Source organism: Pseudomonas fungipugnans, assembly GCF_029955235.1.
Classification (GTDB): domain Bacteria; phylum Pseudomonadota; class Gammaproteobacteria; order Pseudomonadales; family Pseudomonadaceae; genus Aquipseudomonas; species Aquipseudomonas fungipugnans.
On the sequence record NZ_JARBWL010000002.1, the window covers coordinates 2639370 to 2663513 of the forward strand.

Consider the following 24144-nt stretch of genomic DNA (forward strand, 5'->3'; position numbering starts at 1 on the left):
CTGCCCCTTCCAACTTGTTACCGGATGTTTGCGTGAAATTCAGTTTTTTGCCGAAAGTCGCCACCGCACCGTTTTGTCCGCCCGAGGTGGCCGGCAGCGTGGTCGTCGACCCAACTGCCTCGTTCTTCAAGCGGATGCTGCGTTTCGCCGGCCCTGGCCTGCTGGTTTCCATCGGTTACATGGACCCCGGCAACTGGGCCACCGCCATCGAAGCCGGTTCGAAATTCGGTTACAGCCTGCTGTTCGTGGTGTTGCTGGCGAGTCTGGCGGGGATGGTGGTGCAGTGCCTGTGTTCGCGGCTGGGCATCGCCACCGGGCGGGACCTGGCGCAACTGTCCCGCGAGCGCTACAGCACTCGCGCCGCCCGAACCCAATGGGTGCTGGCAGAGATTTCGATCATTGCCACCGACCTTGCCGAAGTCCTCGGTTGCGCGCTGGCATTCCACCTGCTGCTGGGGTGTTCGCTGACGTTCGGCATCGCCCTGACGGCGTTTGACACGTTGCTGGTGCTGGCCTTGCAGAACCGTGGTTTTCGCCGACTCGAAGCGATCATGCTGGCCCTGGTCGCGACCATCGGCGTGTGTTTCTTCATCGAGCTGGTGCTGATCAAACCGTACTGGCCAGACGTCGCCCGAGGCTTCGTGCCGTCGCTGTCGGCGATCAGCGATACCGCGCCGCTGTACATCGCCATCGGTATTGTCGGGGCCACGGTGATGCCGCATAACCTGTACCTGCATACCTCGATCGTGCAGACCCGGATGATCGGCCAGGACCTGGCCGGCAAGCAGGATGCGGTGAAACTGGCGCGCATCGACACCATCGGTTCACTGGCGCTGGCGTTGCTGGTCAATGCGGCGATTCTGATTCTGGCGGCGGCCGCATTCCACACTACCGGTCACAGCGATGTGGTGGACATTCAGGACGCCTATCACCTGCTCGACCCGCTGGTGGGCGGCGCCCTGGCCAGCGTGTTGTTTGGCGTGGCGTTGCTGGCCTCGGGACAGAGCTCGACCTTCACCGGCACCATCGCTGGCCAGGTGATCATGGAGGGCTATCTGAACTTGCGCATTCCTTGCTGGCAACGGCGGTTGATCACCCGTGGGCTGGCGTTGATCCCGGCGTTCATCGGCGTGTGGCTGATGGGTGATAACGCGATTGGCAAGTTGTTGGTGCTGAGTCAGGTGGTGTTGAGTCTGCAACTGCCGTTTGCGTTGTATCCGCTGATTCGGATGACCAGCGATAAGACGCTGATGGGACCGTTTGCCAATCGGCTGCCGACGCGGGTGTTGGCGTGGGGGTTGTTTGCGGTGATCAGTGGGGCGAATGCGTGGTTGATAGCGCAGTGGGTGGTTTGATCCGAGAGGTGTGTTGTTCGGGCCGGCGCCTTCGCGGGCAAGCCCGCTCCCACAGTTGATCTTCAGTGAATGCACCATCTGTGCATTACTCCAATCCCCGGTGGGTGGGGTGTGTGGCTGGGCCGGCGCCTTCGCGGGCAAGCCCGCTCCCACAGTTGATCTTCAGTGAATGCAACATCTGTGCATTGGCCCAATCCCCGGTGGGGGTGGTGTGTGGCTGGGCCGGCGCCTTCGCGGGCAAGCCCGCTCCCACAGTTGATCTTCAGTGAATGCAACATCTGTGCATTGGCCCAATCCCCGGTGGGGGGTGGTGTGTGGCTGGGCCGGCCCCTTCGCGGGCAAGCCCGCTCCCACAGTTGATCTTCAGTGAATGCGCCATCTGTGCATTACTCCAATCCCCGGTGGGTGGGGTGTGTGGCTGGTCCGGCGCCTTCGCGGGCAAGCCCGCTCCCACAGTTGATCTTCAGTGAATGCACCATCTGTGCATTACTCCAATCCCCGGTGGGTGGGGTGTGTGGCTGGGCCGGCGCCTTCGCGGGCAAGCCCGCTCCCACAGTTGATCTTCAGTGAATGCACCATCTGTGCATTGGCCCAATCCCCGGTGGGGGGTGGTGTGTGGCTGGGCCGGCGCCTTCGCGGGCAAGCCCGCTCCCACAGTTGATCTTCAGTGAATGCACCATCTGTGCATTGGCCCAATCCCCGGTGGGGGTGGTGTGTGGCTGGGCCGGCGCCTTCGCGGGCAAGCCCACACACAGTTGATCTTCAGTGAATGCACCATCTGTGCATTACTCCAATCCCCGGTGGGAGCGGGCTTGCCCGCGAAGGGGCCGGTCCGGCCACCACACATTTCAGGGCATAAAAAACCCGGTGCAAGGTTAATCGCACCGGGTGTATTACCAGTCCGCGCCCGGATTTTCGTGGATCCGTGTGCGTGCTGTTAAACGCTTAAGCTCGTTCGATGGCCAATGCCACGCCCTGGCCACCGCCAATGCACAAGGTCGCCAGACCTTTCTTGGCATCGCGCTTGATCATTTCGTGCAGCAAGGTCACCAGCACCCGGCAACCTGACGCACCGATCGGGTGGCCCAGGGCAATTGCGCCGCCATTGACGTTGACCTTTTCCAGGTCCCATTCCAGGTCTTTGGCCACCGCCAGCGATTGCGCGGCGAAGGCTTCGTTGGCTTCGATCAGGTCCAGTTGCTCGATGGACCAGCCGGCCTTGTCCAGGCAGCGGCGGGTGGCCGACACCGGGCCGATGCCCATGATCGCCGGGTCCACGCCCGCGTTGGCATAAGCAGCGATTCTCGCCAGTACCGGCAGGCCCAGGGCCTTGGCTTTCTCGGCGCTCATCAGAATCACTGCCGCCGCGCCGTCGTTCAGCGACGAAGCGTTGCCGGCAGTGACGCTGCCGTCTTTCTTGAAGGCAGCGCGCAGTTTGCCCAGGGAAGCCGCCGTGGTGTCGCCGCGAGGCTGTTCATCGGTGGCGAAGGACAGCGGATCGCCCTTGCGCTGCGGGATCAGGATCGGCGTGATTTCATCGACAAAACGCCCGGCCTCGATGGCCGCCGAGGCTTTCTGTTGCGAGGCGGCGGCGAAGGCGTCCTGCTGTTCGCGGGTCAGGTTGTATTTTTCGGCCAGGTTCTCGGCGGTGATGCCCATGTGGTAGTCGTTGAACGCATCCCACAGGCCGTCGCTGATCATGGTGTCGACGATTTGCGCGTGCCCCATGCGCAAGCCGGTGCGGGCGCCGGGCATCACGTAATTGGACAGGCTCATGTTTTCCTGGCCCCCGGCAATGATCACCTCGGCGTCGCCGCAGCGAATCGCCTGGGTTGCCAGGTGCAGCGCCTTGAGGCCCGAGCCGCAGACCTTGTTCAAGGTCATGGCCGGCACGGTGAACGGCAGGCCGGCCTTGACTGCCGACTGCCGCGCCGGGTTCTGCCCGGCACCGGCGGTGAGCACCTGGCCCATGATCACTTCATCGACCTGGGCCGGGTCCAGCCCGGTTTGCGCCAGCAACTGGCGGATCACCGCTGCACCGAGGTCAACGGCAGAAACGTTCGCCAGCGAACCCTGGAAACTGCCAATGGCGGTACGGGTGGCGGCAACAATAACGACGTCTTGCATGGACTGATTCCTCACTGCGCATCGAACTGCATTTGCGGTACGTGGTCCGGCACGATCAGCTTGCCGGCGGTCTTGGCGACGATCTCTTCAACGCTGACACCCGGTGCCCGCTCCTTGAGAATGAACGCGCCATTTTCGATTTCCAGGTAGGCGAGGTCGGTCAGCACGCGCTTGATGCATCCGGCGCCGGTCAGCGGCAGGCTGCAACGCGACAGCAGTTTCGACTCGCCGTCCTTGGAGGCGTGGGTCATGGTGACGATGATGTTTTCCGCACCGGCCACCAGGTCCATCGCGCCACCCATGCCCTTGACCAGTTTGCCGGGGATCATCCAGGAGGCGATGTTGCCTTCGACGTCCACTTCAAACGCGCCGAGCACGGTCAGGTCGATATGGCCGCCGCGAATCATTGCAAAGGATTCGGCGGAGGAGAAGATCGAGGCGCCGATGCGCGCGGTCACGGTTTGCTTGCCGGCGTTGATCATGTCGGCGTCGACTTCGGCGTCGGTCGGGAACGCGCCCATGCCGAGCAAGCCGTTTTCCGATTGCAGCATGACTTCCATGCCTTCGGGTATGTAGTTGGCGACCAGGGTCGGGATGCCGATGCCGAGGTTCACGTAGAAGCCGTCCTGCATTTCGCGGGCGACGCGCTGAGCCATTTGTTCGCGGGAAAGTGCCATTGTTGTTATTCCTTCATTCGGTCCGGGGGCAGGGGATCACTTACGCACGGTGCGCTGTTCGATGCGCTTCTCGAACGTGCCGCAAATGACCCGGTCGACGTAGATGCCAGGGGTGTGGATCTGCGCCGGGTCCAGTTCGCCGGGTTCGACGATTTCTTCGACTTCGACCACGGTGATCTTGCCGGCGGTGGCGGCCAGCGGGTTGAAGTTCTGGGCGGTGTTGCGATAGATGACGTTGCCGAAGTGGTCGGCTTTCCAGCCTTTGACGATGGCGAAGTCACCGGTGATGGACTCTTCCATCAGGTACTTGCGGCCATGGAATTCACGCACTTCCTTGCCGTCGGCGACCGGGGTGCCGACGCCGGTCGCGGTGAAGAAAGCGGGGATGCCGGCACCGCCAGCGCGCATTTTTTCCGCGAGGGTACCTTGGGGAGTCAGGTCGACTTCGATTTCGCCGCTGAGCAGTTGCTTCTCGAACAGGGCGTTTTCGCCGACGTACGAGGCGACCACTTTGCGGATCTGCCGGTCTTCGAGCAACACGCCCAAGCCGAAGCCATCAACGCCGCAGTTGTTGGAGACCACGGTAAGTTCGCGGGTGCCTTTGCGCTTGATCTCCGCGATCAGGTTTTCCGGAATCCCGCACAGGCCGAAGCCACCGGAGATCACGGTCATGCCGTCTTCAAGGCCTGCCAGGGCTTCCTCGTAGGAACTCACGCGCTTGTCGAAACCTGCCATATGCACCTCTTTTATTCTTTGTGGGCGGCTGGCTAGCCGAATGGAGAGAAGTGTCTCGCTGAAGGATTGATTTGTTAAGTTGTTTTTTAGGTAAGATTGATTGATAAAACTCACCAATAGCCACCGAATATCCACCCATGTAGGAGCACAGCAAGCATGACCGTCAAGCAGATCCGTGCCTTTCTGGCCGTGGCCCAGAGTCTGAGCTTTGCCGTCGCCTGCGAGCGCTTGCACCTGTCGCAATCGGCGCTGAGCCTGACCATCAAGGCCCTCGAAGAAGGCTTGGGTGGGCGTTTGTTCAGTCGCAACACACGAAACGTGGCGCTTACCCCGGAAGGTGAATCGCTGCTGCCCCTGGCTCGGCGGCTGATTGCCGACTGGGACAACGCCGAGGATGAACTGCGCCAGCGCTTCACCCTGCAACGCGGGCGTGTGACGCTGGCGGCGATGCCATCGTTTGCCGGCAATTTGTTGCCGCCGATCCTCAAGACGTTTCGCGCGCGTTATCCCAAGGTCAATGTCACGGTGAACGACGTGATCAATGAACAGGTGCTGGAAATGGTGCGCGACCGGCAGGTGGAGCTGGGTGTATCGTTCGAGCCGTCCCACAGTTCGTCATTGGCCTTCACACCGTTGTACATCGACCGCTTTGTTGCGGTGGTGCCGCAGGATTCGCCATTGGCCAGGCTTGACGATATCGACTGGCAAACCCTGTTGCAGCAGCCGTTTATCACCTTGCAACGACCGTCCACGGTGCGGGTGATGCTTGAAGAACACTTGCAGTCGCGCGGTATGAAACTGCCGGTGGAGTTTGAAAGCCATCAGTTGGCGACAGTCGGGCGAATGGTTGCCAGTGGCCTGGGGGTGAGCGCTGTACCGGCCCTGTGCGCCGGGCAGATGCGCGAACTGGGCGCGCATTGCATCACCCTGCGTGACCCGGTGGTGGAGCGGGCGATTGGCGTGCTGACCAAACCGGGGCATGAGTTGTCGGCGGCGGCGCAGGCGTTGTTCGATATTCTCAAGGAAGAAAACCTTGGAGCGCGCATGACTGGGTCATGATCACCGTAACCTGTGGGAGCGAGCTTGCTCGCGATGGCGGTGTGTCAGTCAAAGACAATGTTGAATGTACTGCCCCCATCGCGAGCAAGCCCGCTCCCACAGGATTTGGTTCGTCAGATGGCCAGTTGTTGGGCCAACAGTGGCAGCAACAACTCGCAAGAACCCTCAATCTTCATCTCCAGCAGCTCATCCGCCCGCGTCTGGCCCAGATTGATCGCGATCACCGGTTTGCCCTGATCCTGCATCGCCTTGCACAACCGAAATGCCGAATACGCCATCAACGAAGACCCGACCACCAGCAGCCCGGCTGAATTCCCAACCAGCTCCATGGCTTTGGCAGCAGTAGGCTGCGCCACGTTCTCGCCAAAAAACACCACGTCCGGCTTCATCCGCTCACCCGCGCAATGCGGGCAATGCGGCACCTGAAATCGCGCCTCGAACGCCGGGTCGAGCAGAGTATCGCCATCCGGTGCCTGCACCGCATCGACGCCGGCGAGGTAGGGATTCTGTGCCTCCATCAACTGCTGCATCGCATCGCGCTCGCTGCGCTGGCAACAATCAAGGCACAGCACCCGGTGCAGGCTGCCATGCAGTTCGATCACATCCTGACTGCCTGCCTGATCATGCAGTGTGTCGACATTCTGGGTCATCAAACCGCTGATCTTCTGCGCGCCTTGCAGACTGGCCAACGCCTCATGCGCCACATTCGGCCGCGCCTGGCGCACCCGTGGCCAGCCGAGCATCGCCCGAGCCCAGTAACGGCGCCGGGCCTCGTGGGAGGCAAGGAACTCCTGATACATCATCGGTTGCCGACCCCGGCGCACACCTGCTTTATCGCGGTAATCCGGGATGCCTGACGGGGTGCTGATACCGGCGCCGGTCAGGACTGCGAACGGTTGTTCGGCCATCAATAGCTGGAGGTGGTCGAGTTGTTCGAGGAGAAGGCGATCAAGCATGCATCACGCTCCGCTGTGCCATGAATAAATGCTGGTCGGTCAAATGCGATCCCAGCGGGATCGAGCTTTCAGCCAAGAATATCTCGCCTGACACGCAGTCATCGCGAGCAGGCTCGCTCCCACAGGGAATGGAGAGCGACTGGATTATCTCGACGAACCCTCAAACCATTCCAGCCCAGTCCTCCAGATGCAGATCCCCAGAAAGTAGGCCGACATCAGCAACCACAACCCCATCACCAGCGGATTGATCACTGGGTGGTTGATCACCAGTGACAGGCTGCACAGCAGCCAGATGGCGGTGACGGCGATGTTGATCGGCATGAAGCGGCGGACGCGGAACGGGTGGAGGAATTTCATGCGGGTCACGGTCAGCAGCGCCAGGCCGATGACGGTGAGCAGGGTGATCCACGGCGAGGGCGCGATGATGTACAGGCATAACGCGACGACGTTCCAGGCAGCGGGGAAGCCCTGGAAGTAGTTGTCTTTGCTTTTCATGTTGACGTTGCAGAAGCAGAACAGCGACGACACCAGAATCAGCGACACGGTCAGCAGCAGGGTGTAGTCCGGCAGCGGGATATAGCGGTAGATGAACAGCGCGGGGATGAACACGTAGGTCAGGTAGTCGATGACCAGGTCGAGGATCGAGCCGTCGAAGCTCGGCAGCACCGATTGCACATTGACCTTGCGCGCCAGCGCGCCGTCGAGGCCATCGACGATCAGCGCCACGCCCAGCCACAACAGGCAATGAGTGGGCTGGTTTTCCAGCAGGGCCAGGGTGGCGAGGAAGGCGGTGACGACGCCGGTGGCGGTAAAACCATGGGCGCCCCAGGCTTTGAGTCTGGCAATGTGTAAGGTCGAAATCACGGGGGCGTTCTCCAGAAGATGAAGCAAGCCAGTCATCAGCCTTTCAAAGGCTGTCGGCAAACCGGGTCGGGGTGCAGGTATCGACCGGGAATCGGCAACTAAGGTTCACCATGCATGTGTATTGGTTCGGCAGCCCGTTACAACGCCTTGCTCATGAACACCCGGCTGGAGCCCTCAGGGATGCAGGGGATTTCGCCGAATCGCTGCCAGCCGTTTTTTTCATAGAACCCCGGGGCCTGAAAACTCAAGGTGTAAAGCACCGCCGACGTGCAACCCCGGCGACGGCCTTCGTCCTCATACGCTTTCAAAAGCCTGGAACCCAGCCCCGACCCGCGCAGGGAGTCGGGCAAATAAAACAGCTCCAGAAACAATAGCCCAAGAAAATTGCGTCCGGTAATGCCGCCGAGCACTTGTCCACTGGCAGGGTCCTGAACGGTCACCGCCAGGGCTTGGCGATCGTTGATCCCCGTGACCTGATCATTGAAGGCGCTGAGCCCGGCGCTGATGACCTGGCTGACTGAAGGTTCGATGACGTCGCTGATGACAATCTGTAGCGGGTCCATGGGTTCATTGATCCTGATTAGCGAGGGAAGAACACTCGCAGCCGATGGTCATCCGGGTCAAGGGCGACGAAGGTGCGACCGAAATCCAGCTCCGTTGGCGTTTGCACGAAGCTCAGGCCCAGGCTGGACCATTTGCGGTACAGCGCGTCCACTTCTTCGCCAGAGTCCACCGCAAACGCCAGTTCCATGCCGCCGCCGGTAACACTCACGGCAGGCTTGGCGGAGTGCCGTGACCAGAGCCCCAATTTGTAGCCGTCTTCGAGGACAAACAGGGCGAAAGTCGGCGATTGTTCGAGCGGGGCAAGGTCCAACAGGAATTCATAAAACCGGGCGCTGAGAGCCGGGTCTTCGACGAAAAGCAAAATGTAGCGAGGTGTGATCATGGGGCTGCTCCGCAAATGATCCAGGCAGCATAAAAGAAGGCGCTGTCAGTTTCTGTCAGCAGCGAGCCCCTATGCCCCAACCGCAGCAGCCGGACGGTGCTGGCGCAATGGCCGGTGAGAACTATTGTTGCCTGACGCAATGTCACGCCTGATAACGAGGACGACGTCATGAATACCAGCGATTTGCTCGAACAACTGCTGCGGGGCGGCCAGGGATCGACGGCACAACAGGGCGGCGCATCGGCGCCGGGTGGTCTTGGTGGATTGCTTGGCGGCCTGTTGGGTGGTGGCAGTGGCGCCGCCGCCAGTGCGGGCGGCGGCGGGCTGGGAGGGTTGCTCGGCGGTTTGCTGGGCGGCGGTTCAGCCTTGGGCGGCGCCCCTCAGACCCGTTCTACCGGTGGCACCAACTATGCGGCGCTGGCGTCTCTCGGGATGATGGCATTGCAGGCGTACCAGACCTGGCAGCGCAACCAGGCTCAAGCCCCGCAAGAAGCCCCGCGAACGGCAAACCTGTTGGCCGGCCCGGAAATCGAGGAACACAGCCGCGCCGTGTTATGCGCATTGATCGCCGCCGCCAAGGCCGACGGTCATATCGATGATAAAGAGCAGCAGATGATCAGCGCCGAGATCGGTCGCTACACCGACGATCCACAATTGCAACAGTGGATCAACGACGAAGTCGCCCGCCCGCTGGATGCCACTGAGGTAGCGAAGTTGGCCACCGACCCGGCGATCGCGGCGCAAATGTATCTGGCCAGTGTGATGGTGGTGGACGATCAGCAGGATGCCGAACGCAATTACCTGGATGAACTGGCGGCGGCGTTGAAGATTGATCCTGAGTTGCAGGTGCATCTGGAGCAGCAGGTGAAGGGTGGGGCGGCTTAGTTCACTCAAGGGTGGTGGCTGTATTGACAGACAGATTGCCTTCGCGAGCAGGCTCGCTCCCACAGTAGATCAGTGGTGGTTACTAAATCCGAGATAGACACCAATCACTGTGGGAGCGGGCTTGCCCGCGAAGAGGCCAGCACATCCAGCCTCCCTCTGCCAGGCAAACCCCCGTCCCCGGCAAACGCTCACATCCACAACTCAGGCATCCCTCAACAAATCATTGGCATTAAGCAGCGCATAAGCAATCTCCGGCCGCTTCTCCAGCCCCCGACGAATCGCTGCAGGAATCGACGCCCGAGTCTTGCGACACAACCCCGGCCGTTCTTCAATAGTGATGGCAATACCGCGCATGGTCCGCACTTCATTGAAGCTTGGGACCAGCTCCACCCGAATGCCCAACTGCTCATGCATGCGCTGCTGGAGGCGCTCAAGATCAGCCAGGCTTTGCAGGTTTTCCAGGCGATCCAGCAGGCGCTTTTCTTCCTGACGCGTAAGCAAAAGGATGCGCACATCCGCACCGGGTGTTTCCAGCAGCGGGTCGCGCCCGCAATTGCAGGCGCCGGGCGGGCAGGGTGAGCGCAGTGAGGCAATGGTCGTCATGGACCCCATCATAGTGGTCCCTGAGCGGATTTGCCCATAGCGTTCGAGCGCCAACCCGAGGCAGGCTTGAAACCGCGCCTGCCTCGGTCAACCTGCCACTTTAATGGCTGGCAGGCCCCTCGTACTGTACAAGGATGGCGTTGGCCAGGTCGGCATCGCTGGCGTTGAGCCCGGGATTGTCCTGGCGGATCTGTTGCAGTACCGCCTCCATGTACACGCCACGAATCGCGCCATCGCTGGCGACAAACGCGGACACATCGTCCCTGGCCGGAATCACCATTTTGTGATCCTTGAAGGTCGAATACAGGGATGCGGAAACACCCGCAGAGGTCGCGACGTGCTCACCACTGACGGCAAGGGCCGACCCGGCGGGCAGACACAGAAGCAAAGAAGAAATGACTAACATGCGGCGCATGACGGCGTCCTCCAACAGCGTAAAGCAAAAAGGAAGTACCTCTAAGTGTAGGAGGTGCGCAGATGCGCGGGAGTTCCGTTGTTTCGCAATTTGCTTTCAGACGTCTTTTCTGACTGTCCGAATTCCGACCTTGTGGCACGCAATCCCGCCACGTTGCGGATGACCAGGTCCAGGCTCAAACGTTATTTCCCTTGGCAATTTGGCAAGCATGTTCAATGCCCGGCAAATCCTTGAACCTGTCACGCCGGGCCGATGGATCAACGAACCTGCCGGGCGCTGGCAGTCGTAGCCTGGCGGTATTCAACGTCAGAGCGCCACTTGTCGGACGCTGTGAACGGCGGCTCATCTGAGCGCTTCCAAGCCAGATAACCTGCCGGAGCCCGACCATGAGTGACGATCAAAAGCAGCAAGCGTTGGCGGCCTGGTACAAGCTGCTGCGCGAGCCCGAAATCCGTATGGACAGCGAGGAACAGTACGATGAGCTGCTCAAAGCCGCCGATGAGATGGAGCGTGCCGGGTTGATCAACGGTGTTGAATGGCGCGGGCTGGTGCGCGAGGCGGGCGCTGCTTTTGCCAAGGCGATTGAAGGCACCGGCGGTGGAACCTAGGTGATGGGCCCGCTGTACATCGGCTGCGCCGGGTGGAGCCTGCCCCGTGAACACTGGCCGCTGTTTCCCGAGCACGGCACGCATTTGCAGCGCTATGCGACGCAGCTGTCGGCGGTTGAAATCAACAGCTCGTTCTACCGTCCCCATAAGCCGCAAACCTATGCACGCTGGGCGCAGTCGGTGCCGATGGGGTTTCGATTCTCGGTCAAGGCCCCCAGGCTGCTGACGCATGTTCAGCGGTTGAAGGATTGTGAGCGGTTGCTCGACGAGTTCCTCGGTCAATGCACGGCGCTGGGCGACACGCTGGGCTGCCTGTTGGTACAACTACCGCCCTCGCTGGTTTACGACGCGCTGATCGCCAGGGCTTTTTTCATCGGGTTGCGCGAGCGTTATGCCGGCGCTGTAGTGCTCGAACCCCGGCATGAAAGCTGGGGGGCGGCAGAGGCGTTGTTGGTCGAGCAGAAAATCGGGCGTGTGGCAGCTGACCCGTCGCCTATGACCGATGGCCAGGTGCCGCGTGGCTGGGCGGGTATACGCTATTGGCGATTGCACGGTTCACCGCGGATTTATCACAGTGATTATGATGCGCTGCGACTACAGGCCTTGGCCGGGCAGATACTCGGCGCGGTGCAGGCAGGCGCTGAGGCGTGGTGCATTTTTGACAACACCGCCAGCGGGTTTGCGCTGGGCAATGCGTTACAGCTGAGCGGGCTGTTGGGTCAGGAGATCCAGCGTTCGGGCTCACGCCCTGGCGAGCAGGTTCACTCTTTCAGTTAGCCCGAAAACACAAACCCCGGCACAGGGCCGGGGTTTGTGATGTTCCCTTACAACCTTAAACCAGCGCAGCAATCGCCGCGTTGAAGGTGTTGCTCGGGCGCATGGCCTTGCTGATCAGCTCGGCATTGGCGTGGTAGTAACCGCCGATGTCCACTGGCTTGCCTTGAACGGCGTTGAGTTCGGCGACGATGGTCGCTTCGTTCTCGGCCAGGGTCTTGGCCAGCTGGCCGAACTGCGCCTGCAATGCAGCGTCTTCGGTCTGGGCGGCCAGGGCCTGAGCCCAGTACAGCGCCAGGTAGAAGTGGCTGCCGCGGTTGTCGATGTTGCCGACTTTGCGCGATGGCGACTTGTTGTTGTCCAGGAACTGGCCGGTGGCCTGATCCAGGGTCTTGGCCAGCACCAGGGCTTTAGGGTTGTTGTACGTCACACCCAGGTGCTCAAGGGAAGCGGCCAGGGCCAGGAACTCGCCCAGCGAATCCCAGCGCAGGAAGTTTTCTTCCAGCAGCTGTTGGACGTGCTTGGGTGCCGAACCGCCTGCGCCGGTTTCGAACAGGCCGCCGCCGTTCATCAGTGGCACGATCGACAGCATCTTGGCGCTGGTGCCCAGTTCCATGATCGGGAACAGGTCGGTCAGGTAGTCGCGCAGTACGTTGCCGGTCACCGAGATGGTGTCCAGGCCTTCACGAGTGCGGCCCAGGGTGAACGCCATGGCGTCAACCGGGGACATGATGCGAATGTCCAGGCCGGACGTGTCGTGATCCTTCAGGTAAGCCTGAACTTTCTCGATCACCACGCCGTCATGGGCGCGCATCGGGTCCAGCCAGAAAATCGCTGGAGTCGCGCTGGCACGAGCGCGGTTGACGGCCAGTTTGACCCAGTCCTGGATCGGCGCGTCTTTGGTCTGGCACATGCGGAAGATGTCGCCGGCTTCAACCGACTGTTCCAGCAGCAGGGCGCCTTTGCTGTCGGTGACGCGAACGACACCGTTGGCCTTGATCTGGAACGTCTTGTCGTGCGAGCCGTACTCTTCGGCTTTTTTCGCCATCAGGCCAACGTTTGGCACGCTGCCCATGGTGGTCGGATCGAAAGCGCCGTTTACCTTGCAGTCTTCGATCACCGCCTGGTAGATGGTGGCGTAGCAGCGATCCGGGATCACCGCCTTGGTGTCGTGCAACTGACCGTCAGTGCCCCACATTTTGCCGGAGTCACGGATCATCGCCGGCATCGAGGCGTCGACGATCACGTCGCTCGGTACGTGCAGGTTGGTGATGCCTTTGTCGGAGTTGACCATCGCCAACGACGGACGAACGGCGTAGACCGCCTGGATGTCCGCTTCGATCTGGGCTTGCTGTTCGGCAGGCAAAGCCTTGATGCGAGCGTACAGGTCGCCGATGCCGTTGTTCAGGTTGAAGCCGATCTGCGCCAGCACGTCAGCGTGCTTGGCCAGTGCATCTTTATAGAACTCGGCAACAATCTGGCCGAACATGATCGGGTCGGAGACCTTCATCATGGTGGCTTTGAGGTGAACCGACAGCAGCACGCCCTTGGCCTTGGCGTCTTCGATCTCGGCAGCGATGAAGCTGCGCAGGGCGTTTTTGCTCAGTACGGCGCAATCGAGGATCTCACCGGCTTGCACGGTGGTCTTTTCTTTCAGGACGGTGGTGGTGCCGTCTTGAGCGATCAGTTCGATTTTGACAGCGTCAGCGGCGTCGATCAGGGCTGCTTTTTCGCTGCCGTAGAAATCGCCGGTGCTCATGTGTGCGACGTGGGACTTGGAGTCTGCAGCCCAGGCGCCCATTTTGTGCGGGTGCTTGCGCGCATAGTTCTTGACCGACAACGGTGCGCGACGATCGGAGTTGCCTTCGCGCAGAACCGGGTTCACGGCGCTGCCCTTGATTTTGTCGTAACGCGACTTGGCTTCTTTATCCGCTTCGGTGGTCACGGTTTCCGGGTAGTCCGGCAGCGCGAAGCCCTGGGCTTGCAGCTCTTTGATCGCAGCCTGCAGTTGTGGAACCGAAGCGCTGATGTTCGGCAGCTTGATGATGTTGGCTTCAGGCGTAACGGCCAGGTCGCCCAGTTCGGCGAGGTGGTCGGCTACGGCTTTGTCACCCAATTGCTCGGGGAAGCTGGCCAGAATGCGCCCTGCAAGAGAGATATCGCGGGTTTCCACGGCGATATCAGCGGAGGCGGTGAAGGCCTCTACGATAGGCAACAGTGAATAGGTGGCGAGGGCTGGGGCTTCGTCGGTGAAGGTATAGATGATCTTCGAGCGGGTGGGCATATTCGGATTAACTCTCTCTTCTTTGCTAAAGCGTGCGCAGAAACTCGAGGGGCGCCGGGTAAGCGCGTTCGTTCAAAGTCGTCCATGAACCGAATGTCGAGGTTTCTTCGCGGTGATGTTGGGTGCATCAGTAGAGCGTCAAGCGGTCGGGCTGCGATAACAGTCTGACCTGTCGGCTGGAAAGTCTCGTAATAGAGAGGTCGGCCTGTGTGACCCTGTGGTCAGCGGCGGCATTATACATAGGTAGCTGGCAATCTGCCGATGGTTCATATGCAACGATTCTCGTCCATTGGTCTAAAGGTCGCAGGGCCGTACCGGGCGTAGAGTCATTCGCCGTGCTTGAGTTTGGCGCTTTTCCCTTTGCTTTCAGGCTTGTAGAACACGAACTGCGCGGCTTTGCGGCAGATGGGCGGAACAGAGGGTTTGCGCGCCGATTTAACTGGGGTACGCTCGAACGAGGCCAGATGTTTAATCAAACAATGGAGTTCAGCATGGGATACAAGAAGATTCAGGTTCCAGCCGTCGGCGACAAAATCACCGTCAACGCGGACCATTCTCTCAATGTTCCTAACAACCCGATCATCCCCTTCATTGAAGGTGACGGCATCGGTGTTGATATCAGCCCGGTCATGATCAAGGTTGTCGATGCTGCTGTGAAGAAGGCTTACGGCGGCGAGCGCAAAATTTCCTGGATGGAAGTCTACGCCGGGGAGAAAGCGACTCAGGTTTACGATCAGGACACCTGGCTACCCCAGGAAACCCTGGACGCAGTCAAGGATTACGTGGTTTCCATCAAGGGCCCCCTGACCACCCCGGTCGGCGGCGGCATCCGTTCGCTGAACGTGGCCCTGCGTCAGCAACTCGACCTTTATGTGTGCCTGCGCCCGGTGCGCTGGTTCGAAGGCGTGCCCAGCCCGGTGAAAAAACCAGGCGACGTCGACATGACGATTTTCCGTGAGAACTCGGAAGACATCTACGCCGGTATCGAGTGGAAAGCCGGCTCGCCGGAAGCGACCAAGGTCATCAAGTTCCTTAAAGATGAAATGGGCGTCACCAAGATCCGTTTCGACGAAAACTGCGGTATCGGCATCAAGCCGGTGTCCTTGCAAGGTACCAAGCGCCTGGCGCGCAAGGCCCTGCAATATGTGGTCGACAACGATCGCGACTCGCTGACCATCGTGCACAAAGGCAACATCATGAAGTTCACCGAAGGTGCCTTCAAGGAATGGGCCTACGAAGTGGCGGCTGAAGAGTTCGGTGCGACCCTGCTCGACGGCGGTCCGTGGATGCAGTTCAAGAACCCGAAAACCGGCAAGAACGTCATCGTCAAGGATGCCATCGCCGACGCCATGCTCCAGCAGATCCTGCTGCGCCCGGCCGAATACGATGTGATCGCGACCCTGAACCTGAACGGCGACTACCTCTCCGACGCCCTGGCGGCGGAAGTGGGCGGTATTGGTATCGCGCCGGGGGCGAACCTGTCCGACACCATCGCGATGTTCGAGGCAACCCACGGTACCGCGCCCAAGTACGCCGGCAAGGACCAGGTCAATCCGGGTTCGCTGATCCTGTCCGCCGAGATGATGTTGCGTCACATGGGCTGGACCGAAGCGGCTGACCTGATCATCAAGGGCACCAACGGTGCGATTTCGGCCAAGACCGTGACCTATGACTTCGAGCGTCTGATGGACGGCGCGAAGCTGGTATCGTCTTCCGGCTTTGGTGATGCGCTGATTTCGCACATGTAAGCGAACTCAGGAAAGATAAAAACCGCCGACTCATCGAGTTCGGCGGTTTTTTTATGACTGGATGATAAGTGGTGTCAGCTCGATACCGTCTCTTGATGCGGCGTTGTGACGGTAGGGGTGGCACGGGCCAGCGCATCCTTGATTTCGACTGCGTGCAGCCCCTTGGGGCCCTGGATAATGTCGAAGCTCACGGCTTGCCCTGCCTTCAGGGTTTTATAGCCTTCCATTGTGATCGCCGAGTAGTGGGCAAACAGATCTTCCGTCTTGCCTTCCTCATTGATGAAGCCATACCCCTTGGCATTGTTGAACCACTTGACCTTGCCGACTGCCATGTTCATATCCCTCTGCAACAGACTCCATCACTGGAGTATCATCCAGTTCATCCGCAGTCAGTCCTGATAAATAAGATTGACTCCGCGGACCTTTTTTACCCACTGTGGGCTCTATTGGTTGTAACACCGATTTTCCGATAGTCAAGGTGACTGGGCAGTCGGAGTTGAAATCGTTGAGAGCCGCCCCCACCACTGTATTTGCACAACTGACGAACCTTTCTTTCCATGCATGCAATCAGCCAGATTCGACTAACATTCAATCAGGATCGCCCGACTCTCCAAAACGATCATCCGGAGGAACACGACGACGATTCCGCAGGCATTGCTGTTCAGGAGGCGAAGCCTGCTCTACAGGCGCCGCCGATGTACAAGGTGGTTTTGTTCAATGATGACTACACACCGATGGATTTCGTCGTCGAAGTGCTCGAGGTGTTTTTTAACCTGAATCGCGAGCTGGCGACCAAGGTCATGCTGGCCGTCCACACAGAAGGACGGGCAGTATGTGGAGTGTTTACCCGCGACATCGCCGAGACCAAGGCCATGCAGGTCAACCAATACGCCAGGGAAAGCCAGCATCCGCTACTCTGTGAAATCGAGAAGGACGGTTAATCGCCGACCACTTGGGTATGAGGTGAAGCTATGTTAAACCGCGAGCTCGAAGTCACCCTCAATCTTGCCTTCAAGGAGGCCCGTTCGAAGCGTCATGAATTCATGACCGTCGAGCACCTCCTGCTGGCCCTATTGGACAATGAGGCTGCCGCCACCGTTTTGCGTGCCTGCGGCGCAAACCTCGACAAACTCAAGCATGACCTGCAGGAGTTCATCGACTCCACCACGCCGTTGATCCCCGTGCATGACGAGGATCGCGAGACCCAACCCACCCTGGGCTTCCAGCGTGTCCTGCAACGTGCTGTGTTTCATGTACAGAGCTCGGGCAAGCGCGAAGTGACCGGCGCCAACGTGCTGGTTGCCATTTTCAGTGAGCAAGAGAGTCAGGCGGTATTCCTGCTGAAACAGCAGAGCGTTGCGCGCATTGATGTCGTCAACTACATCGCTCATGGCATTTCCAAAGTGCCGGGGCATGGCGATCACTCTGAAGGTGAGCAAGATATGCAGGACGACGAGGGCGGTGAGTCTTCTTCTTCAAGCAATCCTCTGGATGCCTATGCCAGCAACCTCAACGAGCTTGCACGCCAGGGTCGTATCGATCCGCTGGTTGGCCGTGAGCTGGAAGTTGAGCGTGTTGCGCAGATTCTGGCGCGTCGTCGCAAGAACAACCCGCTGCTGGTCGGCGAGGCAGGCGTGGGTAAAACCGCGATTGCCGAAGGCCTGGCCAAGCGCATCGTTGATAACCAGGTGCCAGACCTGCTGGCCAACAGCGTCGTCTACTCACTTGACCTGGGTGCTCTGCTGGCCGGGACCAAGTACCGTGGCGACTTCGAGAAGCGCTTCAAGGCGTTGCTCGGCGAGCTGAAAAAACGTCCGCAGGCGATCCTGTTCATCGACGAAATCCACACCATTATCGGTGCGGGCGCTGCGTCCGGTGGCGTCATGGATGCCTCGAACCTGCTCAAGCCACTGTTGTCGTCCGGCGACATTCGCTGCATCGGCTCGACCACGTTCCAGGAATTTCGCGGAATCTTCGAGAAGGACCGTGCCTTGGCCCGGCGCTTCCAGAAGGTCGATGTCTCGGAACCGTCGGTGGAAGACACCATTGGTATCCTGCGCGGGCTCAAAGGTCGTTTCGAAGCGCATCACGGCATCGAGTACAGCGATGAAGCCTTGCGTGCTGCTGCCGAGCTGGCGTCGCGCTATATCAATGACCGGCATATGCCGGACAAGGCCATCGACGTCATTGACGAAGCGGGCGCCTATCAGCGGCTGCAACCGGTCGAGAAACGTGTGAAGCGCATCGAAGTGCCGCAGGTCGAGGATATCGTGGCGAAAATCGCCCGGATTCCGCCTAAGCACGTCACCAGCTCCGACAAAGAGCTGCTGCGTAACCTTGAGCGCGACCTCAAGCTGACGGTGTTTGGTCAGGATGCCGCCATCGACTCGTTGTCGACGGCGATCAAACTGTCCCGTGCCGGCCTCAAGTCGCCTGACAAGCCTGTCGGTTCGTTCCTGTTCGCAGGGCCGACCGGTGTCGGTAAAACCGAAGCGGCGCGTCAGTTGGCCAAGGCGTTGGGGATCGAGCTGGTTCGCTTCGACATGTCCGAGTACATGGAGCGTCACACCGTATCGCGTCTGATCGGTGCACCTCCAGGTTATGTCGGGTTCGATCAGGGCGGTCTGCTGACCGAAGCCATCACCAAGCAGCCTCACTGCGTGCTGTTGCTCGATGAGATCGAGAAGGCGCATCCGGAAGTCTTCAACCTGCTGTTGCAGGTCATGGACCACGGTACGCTGACCGATAACAACGGGCGCAAGGCGGACTTCCGAAACGTGATCGTCATCATGACGACCAACGCCGGTGCCGAAACCGCAGCCCGTGCTTCGATCGGTTTCACCCATCAGGACCACTCGTCCGATGCGATGGAAGTGATCAAGAAGAGCTTCACGCCGGAGTTCCGCAACCGTCTGGACACCATTATCCAGTTTGGTCGCCTCAGCCATGAGGTCATCAAGAGCGTGGTGGACAAGTTCCTTACCGAGCTTCAGGCGCAGCTGGAAGACAAGCGCGTGCAGCTGGAAGTGACGGACGCTGCTCGCAGCTGGCTGGCAGCGGGTGGTTACGACGCGGCGATGGGTGCTCGACCAATGGCGCGCCTGATCCAGGACAAGATCAAGCGTCCACTGGCCGAAGAGATACTCTTTGGCGAACTGGCCGACCATGGCGGTGTGGTTCACATCGACCTCAAGGACGGCGAGCTGACCTTCGAGTTCGAAACCACGGCCGAAATGGCCTGACGTTAACCGTAACAAAGCAAAAAGGCGCCGAAAGGCGCCTTTTTGCTGTCCGGGAAGCACCGGAATCAAATGTGGGAGCTGGCTTGCCTGCTATGCCGTCGGCATGGTCAGTATTGAGGCTGCCTGATGTACCACCATCGCAGGCGAGCCAGCTCCCGCATTGCTCGGGGGTGCTGCCTGAATCGCAGACAAACAAAAACGCCCGGCATAGCCGGGCGTTCTGTATTGACTTGATTAGCGAGCGCGGTAAGTGATGCGCCCTTTGCTCAAGTCATAGGGCGTCAGCTCGACGCGCACTTTGTCACCGGTAAGAATACGAATGTAGTTCTTGCGCATCTTGCCGGAAATATGCGCGGTTACGACGTGCCCATTTTCCAACTCCACACGAAACATGGTGTTGGGCAGGGTGTCGACGACAGTGCCTTCCATTTCGAAGCTGTCTTCTTTCGACATGCAGTAAAGCCCTCGGTATCCAATGAATGGCCCGGTGCAACTGCGCCAGGCAAAAGCGGCGTGCATTGTGCCCGAAAAATGGGGTTTAAGCCAAGTGGTTTAAGGCTTGCACTAGTTCAGGACGACCCAGCGCTGATTAATCAGCAGTTCGATGGGGCGATATTGCGTCTTGTAGTTCATCTTTTTGCAGTTCTTGATCCAGTAGCCGAGGTAGACGGCCTCCAGTCCCAGGCGCCGGGCTTCGCCAATCTGCCAGAGAATAGCGTACCGGCCCAGGCTGCGACGCTCCTCGGCGGGCTCGTAGAAGGTGTAGACGGCCGACAGGCCGTTGGGCAGCAGGTCGGTCACTGCCACCGCCAACAACCGTCCGTCGAGACGAAATTCGTAGAAGCGCGAAAAGGGCAGGTCGCGGACCAGAAAGGTCGAAAACTGATCGCGGCTCGGCGGGTACATATCGCCATCGGCGTGGCGCTGTTCGATGTAGCGTTGATAGAGATCGAAATACTCTTCACTGAATTGCGGCTTGGCGGGCCGTACCTGCAAATCGGTGTTGCGCTTGAAAATACGTTTCTGCTGACGGTTCGCAAGAAACTGCGCCACAGGAATGCGCGCCGGGACGCACGCGTTGCAATTCTGGCAATGGGGCCGGTAAAGATGATCGCCGCTGCGACGAAAACCCATTTCCGACAGGTCTGCGTAGACGTGCACATCCATGGGCTGGCTGGGGTCGAGGAACAGCGTTGTCGCCTGCTCCTCGGGCAGATAGCTGCAAGAGTGGGGCTGAGTGGCATAGAACTTCAAACGCGCCAACTCGGTCATGATCAACCCTCGGGATAAGCTTTTGATAAGTGTAAGCCACGCGCACGAAAGTCGCTCAGCAAACCCATGTCGCGCGGTTGGGTTGGTCCAGATGTCCGGCCAGGTAGCCGGCAAACTCGCGACGGGGGATTGCCCGGGCGCCCAGGCTGTGCAGATGGTCGGTGGGCATCTGGCAGTCGATCAGCACAAAACCGGCGTCCTTGAGGTGTCGCACCAAGGTCGCGAAGCCGTATTTTGAGGCATTGTCGGCGCGACTGAACATGGATTCGCCGAAAAACAGCTGACCCATCGCCAGCCCATACAAACCACCGACCAGCTCACCCTGATCCCAGACTTCCACCGAATGGGCGTAGCCGCGCTTGTGCAGCTCCAGATAGGCGTCTTGCATCGCTTCGGTGATCCAGGTGCCGTCGGCGTAATCCCGTGGCGCGGCGCAGGCGCGGATGACGGCGGAAAAATCCTGATCGAAGGTCACCTGGTAGCGTTGCTGGCGCAGCAACTTGTTGAGGCTGCGAGACACGTGCAGTTCGTCGGGAAACAACACGGTGCGCGGGTCCGGCGACCACCACAGAATCGGCTGGCCTTCGGAGAACCACGGAAAACAGCCATGGCGATAAGCCTGAATCAGCCGGTCCGCAGACAGATCGCCGCCGGCCGCCAGCAGCCCGTTGGGGTCGCGCATGGCTTTTTCCAGCGGCGGAAATATCAGGGTATTGCGTTGTAACCAGGTCAGCATGGCAGTCGGGCTTGTAGAAGGGGAGGGCGGTGGCGGGCAGGTTCGCCCATCGTGAGGACAATCGTCAAACCGGTGCTGCTGCAACTTGGCGATGTAAATGTGGTCGTAAACGAACGCCGTGGCAAAGACCTCGCTTCGCTCATAAAAACACCTCATAAGCCTTTGTCACAAAAGAGAATGCATGCTCAAATTGAACGGCGACACAGGTGCCGTTGGCTATGCTACACCTTGGGCCCGCAAGCATGGCATCAGGCGAACAAATCCGTACAATGCCTGAGCGTTACATAATATTCAGTGCGTGCCGGTTTATAACTGTGTTTATAAAAGCAGGGGCGCAATGTTAAAAGTAGTCCCGGTTACACCTGTTCACTTTTTTACCTGCCTGGATCGGGCAGTTTTTATAGTCATTCAACAGATGGACGCGCCCAGGGCGCAGGAAAAGTAGCGTTTTGAAGAAATCCACCGCAGCACCTAAAACAGTCGTTCCGCTTTGGCGCCAGCACTTGCACTACCGACTCAAGGAAGGTGCATTGATCGCTATTGGCGCCTTGTGCCTGTTCCTGATGATGGCCTTGTTGACCTATGGCAAGGACGATCCGGGCTGGAGCCACAACAGCAAGATCGACGATGTACAAAACTTCGGCGGACCGGCCGGCTCCTACAGCGCCGATATCCTGTTCATGGTGCTGGGTTACTTCGCCTACATCTTTCCGTTGCTGCTGGCGATCAAGGCCTACCAGATCTTCCGCCAGCGCCACGAGCCGTGGCAGTGGAGCGGCTGGCTGTTTTCCTGGCGCCTGATCGGCCTGGTGTTCCTGGTGCTGTCGGGCGCTGCGTTGGCGCATATCCATTTCCACGCGGCTACCGGTCTGCCGGCTGGCGCCGGTGGTGCGCTGGGTGAAAGCCTGGGCGACCTGGCCCGCAACGCCCTGAACATTCAGGGCAGCACGCTGTTGTTCATCGCGCTGTTCCTGTTCGGCCTGACGGTGTTCACCGACCTGTCGTGGTTCAAGGTGATGGACGTCACCGGCAAGATCACCCTCGACCTGTTCGAACTGTTCCAGGGCGCGGCCAATCGCTGGTGGGCGGCCCGTACCGAACGCAAGCAACTGGTTGCGCAACTGCGTGAAGTCGACGACCGCGTCCACGACGTGGTCGCGCCGACCGTCACCGACAAGCGCGAGCAGGCCAAGGTCAAGGAGCGCCTGATCGAGCGCGAGCAGGCGCTGACCAAGCACATGTCCGAGCGCGAGAAGCAGGTGCCGCCGGTGATTGCCCCGGCGCCACCCAAGCCGGCCGCCCCGAGCAAGCGCGTGGAAAAAGAGAAACAGGCGCCGTTGTTCGTCGACAGCGCCGTGGAAGGCACCTTGCCGCCGATCTCGATTCTCGACCCGGCCGAAAAGAAACAACTCAACTATTCCCCGGAGTCGCTGGCAGCCGTCGGCCACTTGCTGGAAATCAAACTCAAGGAATTCGGCGTCGAAGTCTCGGTGGATTCGATTCACCCAGGCCCGGTCATTACCCGTTACGAAATCCAGCCGGCTGCTGGCGTCAAAGTCAGCCGCATCTCCAACCTGGCAAAAGACTTGGCGCGTTCCCTGGCCGTGACCAGCGTGCGCGTGGTCGAAGTGATTCCGGGCAAGACCACGGTCGGTATCGAAATCCCGAACGAAGACCGGCAGATTGTGCGTTTCTCCGAAGTGCTGTCGACCCCTGAGTACGACAACTTCAAATCGCCGGTCACTCTGGCCCTGGGGCATGACATCGGCGGCAAGCCGGTCATCACCGACCTCGCCAAGATGCCGCACCTGCTGGTGGCCGGTACGACCGGTTCCGGTAAGTCGGTGGGCGTGAACGCAATGATCCTGTCGATCCTGTTCAAGTCCGGCCCGGAAGACGCCAAGCTGATCATGATCGACCCGAAAATGCTTGAGCTGTCGATCTACGAAGGCATTCCGCACCTGCTGTGCCCGGTCGTCACCGACATGAAGGACGCGGCCAACGCCCTGCGCTGGAGCGTGGCGGAGATGGAGCGTCGCTACAAACTGATGGCGAAGATGGGCGTGCGTAACCTGTCCGGCTTCAATGCCAAGGTCAAGGAAGCCCAGGACGCCGGCGAGCCGTTGAGCGATCCGCTGTACAAGCGCGAAAGCATTCACGACGAAGCGCCATTGCTGACCAAGCTGCCGACCATCGTGGTGGTGGTGGACGAGTTTGCCGACATGATGATGATCGTCGGCAAGAAGGTTGAAGAGCTGATCGCCCGTATCGCCCAGAAAGCCCGTGCGGCCGGTATTCACTTGATCCTCGCGACCCAGCGGCCCTCGGTGGACGTGATCACCGGTCTGATCAAGGCCAACATTCCGACCCGTATGGCGTTCCAGGTGTCGAGCAAGATCGACTCGCGGACCATTATCGACCAAGGCGGCGCCGAACAATTGCTGGGTCACGGTGACATGCTCTACATGCCGCCGGGCACCAGTCTGCCAATTCGTGTGCACGGCGCGTTTGTTTCCGATGACGAGGTTCACCGGGTGGTCGAAGCCTGGAAACTGCGCGGCGCGCCGGAGTACAACGACGAGATTCTGGCCGGTGTCGAAGAGGCCGGCAGTGGCTTCGAAAATGGCGGTGGTGGCGGTGACGACGATGCTGAAACCGATGCGCTCTACGACGAAGCCGTGCAGTTCGTGCTGGAAAGCCGTCGCGCTTCCATCTCGGCGGTGCAGCGCAAGCTGAAGATCGGCTACAACCGCGCGGCGCGCATGATCGAAGCCATGGAAATGGCCGGGGTCGTGACGTCCATGAACACCAACGGTTCGCGAGAAGTCCTGGCCCCTGGCCCGGTGCGCGACTGATTT

The 24144-nt window shown here is 59.9% G+C and carries 23 protein-coding genes; 9 read left to right on the top strand and 14 right to left on the bottom strand.

Going from position 1 to position 24144, the window contains the following annotated elements:
- Nucleotides 1-32: 32 nt before the first annotated feature.
- Nucleotides 33-1355, top strand: a complete 1323-nt coding sequence (locus tag POF45_RS27380; protein WP_282317194.1) for an Nramp family divalent metal transporter — start codon at nt 33-35, stop codon at nt 1353-1355.
- 945 nt (nt 1356-2300) lie between these two features.
- Here POF45_RS27380 and POF45_RS27385 read toward each other — a convergent pair.
- The 3 genes from POF45_RS27385 to POF45_RS27395 are packed head-to-tail and all read right to left on the bottom strand — an operon-like array spanning nt 2301 to nt 4894.
- Complete coding sequence (locus tag POF45_RS27385; protein ID WP_282317195.1) at nt 2301-3482, bottom strand: acetyl-CoA C-acetyltransferase; 1182 nt, start codon at nt 3480-3482, stop codon at nt 2301-2303.
- 11 nt (nt 3483-3493) lie between these two features.
- Nucleotides 3494-4159: a CoA transferase subunit B gene (locus POF45_RS27390; RefSeq protein ID WP_259502033.1), complete on the bottom strand. Its 666-nt coding sequence runs from the start codon at nt 4157-4159 to the stop codon at nt 3494-3496.
- Nucleotides 4160-4195: 36 nt separating this feature from the next.
- The gene (locus POF45_RS27395) at nt 4196-4894 is read right to left on the bottom strand and encodes a CoA transferase subunit A (RefSeq protein WP_282317196.1); all 699 of its coding nucleotides are present in this window, start codon (nt 4892-4894) and stop codon (nt 4196-4198) included.
- 156 nt (nt 4895-5050) lie between these two features.
- Between POF45_RS27395 and POF45_RS27400 the strand changes: the two genes are divergently transcribed.
- Nucleotides 5051-5953 (top strand): LysR family transcriptional regulator, encoded by a 903-nt coding sequence (locus tag POF45_RS27400; protein WP_282317197.1) that lies wholly within the window; start codon nt 5051-5053, stop codon nt 5951-5953.
- A 113-nt stretch (nt 5954-6066) separates the two neighbouring features.
- On the opposite strand, the gene POF45_RS27405 is transcribed toward POF45_RS27400, so the two are convergent.
- The 4 genes from POF45_RS27405 to POF45_RS27420 all read right to left on the bottom strand — a co-directional run bounded on the left by POF45_RS27405 (nt 6067) and on the right by POF45_RS27420 (nt 8719).
- Nucleotides 6067-6909 (bottom strand): NAD-dependent protein deacetylase, encoded by an 843-nt coding sequence (locus POF45_RS27405; RefSeq protein ID WP_282317198.1) that lies wholly within the window; start codon nt 6907-6909, stop codon nt 6067-6069.
- A gap of 144 nt (nt 6910-7053) precedes the next feature.
- Nucleotides 7054-7773 carry a phosphatidylcholine synthase gene (gene pcsA / locus POF45_RS27410; RefSeq protein ID WP_259502039.1) on the bottom strand — a complete coding sequence of 240 codons (720 nt, stop codon included), beginning with the start codon at nt 7771-7773 and terminating at the stop codon, nt 7054-7056.
- Nucleotides 7774-7910: 137 nt separating this feature from the next.
- Nucleotides 7911-8336, bottom strand: coding sequence for a GNAT family N-acetyltransferase (locus POF45_RS27415; RefSeq protein WP_282317199.1), 426 nt, complete (start codon nt 8334-8336; stop codon nt 7911-7913).
- A gap of 17 nt (nt 8337-8353) precedes the next feature.
- Complete coding sequence (locus POF45_RS27420) at nt 8354-8719, bottom strand: VOC family protein (protein ID WP_259502048.1); 366 nt, start codon at nt 8717-8719, stop codon at nt 8354-8356.
- Nucleotides 8720-8887: 168 nt separating this feature from the next.
- Between POF45_RS27420 and POF45_RS27425 the strand changes: the two genes are divergently transcribed.
- Entirely contained in the window at nt 8888-9604 is a 717-nt protein-coding gene (locus POF45_RS27425; RefSeq protein ID WP_259502050.1) for a tellurite resistance TerB family protein, read from the top strand.
- Between the two features lie 201 nt (nt 9605-9805).
- Here POF45_RS27425 and POF45_RS27430 read toward each other — a convergent pair whose 3' ends face one another.
- On the bottom strand, nt 9806-10207 hold the full coding sequence (locus POF45_RS27430) for a hypothetical protein (protein ID WP_259502052.1): 402 nt from the start codon (nt 10205-10207) through the stop codon (nt 9806-9808).
- 100 nt (nt 10208-10307) lie between these two features.
- The gene (locus tag POF45_RS27435) at nt 10308-10622 is read right to left on the bottom strand and encodes a DUF2388 domain-containing protein (RefSeq protein WP_259502055.1); all 315 of its coding nucleotides are present in this window, start codon (nt 10620-10622) and stop codon (nt 10308-10310) included.
- A 386-nt stretch (nt 10623-11008) separates the two neighbouring features.
- Between POF45_RS27435 and POF45_RS27440 the strand changes: the two genes are divergently transcribed.
- Both POF45_RS27440 and POF45_RS27445 read left to right on the top strand, forming a co-directional pair.
- Nucleotides 11009-11230 (top strand): hypothetical protein, encoded by a 222-nt coding sequence (locus POF45_RS27440; RefSeq protein WP_282317200.1) that lies wholly within the window; start codon nt 11009-11011, stop codon nt 11228-11230.
- A 3-nt stretch (nt 11231-11233) separates the two neighbouring features.
- Nucleotides 11234-12007: a DUF72 domain-containing protein gene (locus POF45_RS27445; RefSeq protein WP_282317201.1), complete on the top strand. Its 774-nt coding sequence runs from the start codon at nt 11234-11236 to the stop codon at nt 12005-12007.
- Between the two features lie 55 nt (nt 12008-12062).
- Here the strand turns inward: POF45_RS27445 and POF45_RS27450 are convergent, their stop codons facing one another.
- The gene (locus POF45_RS27450; protein ID WP_259502061.1) at nt 12063-14288 is read right to left on the bottom strand and encodes an NADP-dependent isocitrate dehydrogenase; all 2226 of its coding nucleotides are present in this window, start codon (nt 14286-14288) and stop codon (nt 12063-12065) included.
- Nucleotides 14289-14779: 491 nt separating this feature from the next.
- On the opposite strand from POF45_RS27450, the gene icd reads away from it, so the two are divergent.
- The gene (gene icd, locus POF45_RS27455) at nt 14780-16036 is read left to right on the top strand and encodes an NADP-dependent isocitrate dehydrogenase (RefSeq protein ID WP_027925122.1); all 1257 of its coding nucleotides are present in this window, start codon (nt 14780-14782) and stop codon (nt 16034-16036) included.
- 74 nt (nt 16037-16110) lie between these two features.
- Here icd and cspD read toward each other — a convergent pair whose 3' ends face one another.
- Nucleotides 16111-16368, bottom strand: coding sequence for a cold shock domain-containing protein CspD (cspD, locus tag POF45_RS27460; RefSeq protein ID WP_282317202.1), 258 nt, complete (start codon nt 16366-16368; stop codon nt 16111-16113).
- A 225-nt stretch (nt 16369-16593) separates the two neighbouring features.
- Here cspD and clpS point away from each other — a divergent pair, with 225 nt between their 5' ends.
- Nucleotides 16594-16977 carry an ATP-dependent Clp protease adapter ClpS gene (gene clpS / locus POF45_RS27465; RefSeq protein WP_259502064.1) on the top strand — a complete coding sequence of 128 codons (384 nt, stop codon included), beginning with the start codon at nt 16594-16596 and terminating at the stop codon, nt 16975-16977.
- 30 nt (nt 16978-17007) lie between these two features.
- Nucleotides 17008-19278, top strand: a complete 2271-nt coding sequence (clpA, locus tag POF45_RS27470; protein ID WP_259502065.1) for an ATP-dependent Clp protease ATP-binding subunit ClpA — start codon at nt 17008-17010, stop codon at nt 19276-19278.
- Between the two features lie 234 nt (nt 19279-19512).
- Here the strand turns inward: clpA and infA are convergent, their stop codons facing one another.
- From infA to aat, 3 genes are all read right to left on the bottom strand, one after another.
- The gene (infA, locus tag POF45_RS27475; protein ID WP_002553999.1) at nt 19513-19731 is read right to left on the bottom strand and encodes a translation initiation factor IF-1; all 219 of its coding nucleotides are present in this window, start codon (nt 19729-19731) and stop codon (nt 19513-19515) included.
- 111 nt (nt 19732-19842) lie between these two features.
- Nucleotides 19843-20550, bottom strand: a complete 708-nt coding sequence (locus tag POF45_RS27480) for an arginyltransferase (RefSeq protein WP_259502069.1) — start codon at nt 20548-20550, stop codon at nt 19843-19845.
- 55 nt (nt 20551-20605) lie between these two features.
- Entirely contained in the window at nt 20606-21286 is a 681-nt protein-coding gene (gene aat / locus POF45_RS27485) for a leucyl/phenylalanyl-tRNA--protein transferase (RefSeq protein ID WP_259502077.1), read from the bottom strand.
- Between the two features lie 449 nt (nt 21287-21735).
- Here aat and POF45_RS27490 point away from each other — a divergent pair, with 449 nt between their 5' ends.
- A complete protein-coding gene (locus POF45_RS27490) occupies nt 21736-24141 on the top strand; it encodes a DNA translocase FtsK (RefSeq protein ID WP_259502082.1) in 2406 nt (801 codons plus the stop codon).
- The last annotated feature ends 3 nt before the right edge of the window (nt 24142-24144 follow it).

What these genes read in the sequence shown, in the direction of transcription:
- POF45_RS27395 (WP_282317196.1), bottom strand. Translation starts at nt 4,894, where the DNA reads ATGGCAGGTTTCGACAAGCGCGTGAGTTCCTACGAGGAAGCCCTGGCA.
- clpA (WP_259502065.1), top strand. Translation starts at nt 17,008, where the DNA reads ATGTTAAACCGCGAGCTCGAAGTCACCCTCAATCTTGCCTTCAAGGAG.
- clpS (WP_259502064.1), top strand. Translation starts at nt 16,594, where the DNA reads ATGCATGCAATCAGCCAGATTCGACTAACATTCAATCAGGATCGCCCG.
- icd (WP_027925122.1), top strand. Translation starts at nt 14,780, where the DNA reads ATGGGATACAAGAAGATTCAGGTTCCAGCCGTCGGCGACAAAATCACC.
- POF45_RS27425 (WP_259502050.1), top strand. Translation starts at nt 8,888, where the DNA reads ATGAATACCAGCGATTTGCTCGAACAACTGCTGCGGGGCGGCCAGGGA.
- POF45_RS27480 (WP_259502069.1), bottom strand. Translation starts at nt 20,550, where the DNA reads ATGACCGAGTTGGCGCGTTTGAAGTTCTATGCCACTCAGCCCCACTCT.
- POF45_RS27400 (WP_282317197.1), top strand. Translation starts at nt 5,051, where the DNA reads ATGACCGTCAAGCAGATCCGTGCCTTTCTGGCCGTGGCCCAGAGTCTG.
- cspD (WP_282317202.1), bottom strand. Translation starts at nt 16,368, where the DNA reads ATGGCAGTCGGCAAGGTCAAGTGGTTCAACAATGCCAAGGGGTATGGC.
- aat (WP_259502077.1), bottom strand. Translation starts at nt 21,286, where the DNA reads ATGCTGACCTGGTTACAACGCAATACCCTGATATTTCCGCCGCTGGAA.
- POF45_RS27435 (WP_259502055.1), bottom strand. Translation starts at nt 10,622, where the DNA reads ATGCGCCGCATGTTAGTCATTTCTTCTTTGCTTCTGTGTCTGCCCGCC.
- infA (WP_002553999.1), bottom strand. Translation starts at nt 19,731, where the DNA reads ATGTCGAAAGAAGACAGCTTCGAAATGGAAGGCACTGTCGTCGACACC.
- POF45_RS27450 (WP_259502061.1), bottom strand. Translation starts at nt 14,288, where the DNA reads ATGCCCACCCGCTCGAAGATCATCTATACCTTCACCGACGAAGCCCCA.
- POF45_RS27390 (WP_259502033.1), bottom strand. Translation starts at nt 4,159, where the DNA reads ATGGCACTTTCCCGCGAACAAATGGCTCAGCGCGTCGCCCGCGAAATG.
- POF45_RS27430 (WP_259502052.1), bottom strand. Translation starts at nt 10,207, where the DNA reads ATGACGACCATTGCCTCACTGCGCTCACCCTGCCCGCCCGGCGCCTGC.
- POF45_RS27385 (WP_282317195.1), bottom strand. Translation starts at nt 3,482, where the DNA reads ATGCAAGACGTCGTTATTGTTGCCGCCACCCGTACCGCCATTGGCAGT.
- POF45_RS27405 (WP_282317198.1), bottom strand. Translation starts at nt 6,909, where the DNA reads ATGCTTGATCGCCTTCTCCTCGAACAACTCGACCACCTCCAGCTATTG.
- POF45_RS27440 (WP_282317200.1), top strand. Translation starts at nt 11,009, where the DNA reads ATGAGTGACGATCAAAAGCAGCAAGCGTTGGCGGCCTGGTACAAGCTG.
- POF45_RS27420 (WP_259502048.1), bottom strand. Translation starts at nt 8,719, where the DNA reads ATGATCACACCTCGCTACATTTTGCTTTTCGTCGAAGACCCGGCTCTC.
- POF45_RS27415 (WP_282317199.1), bottom strand. Translation starts at nt 8,336, where the DNA reads ATGGACCCGCTACAGATTGTCATCAGCGACGTCATCGAACCTTCAGTC.
- POF45_RS27445 (WP_282317201.1), top strand. Translation starts at nt 11,234, where the DNA reads ATGGGCCCGCTGTACATCGGCTGCGCCGGGTGGAGCCTGCCCCGTGAA.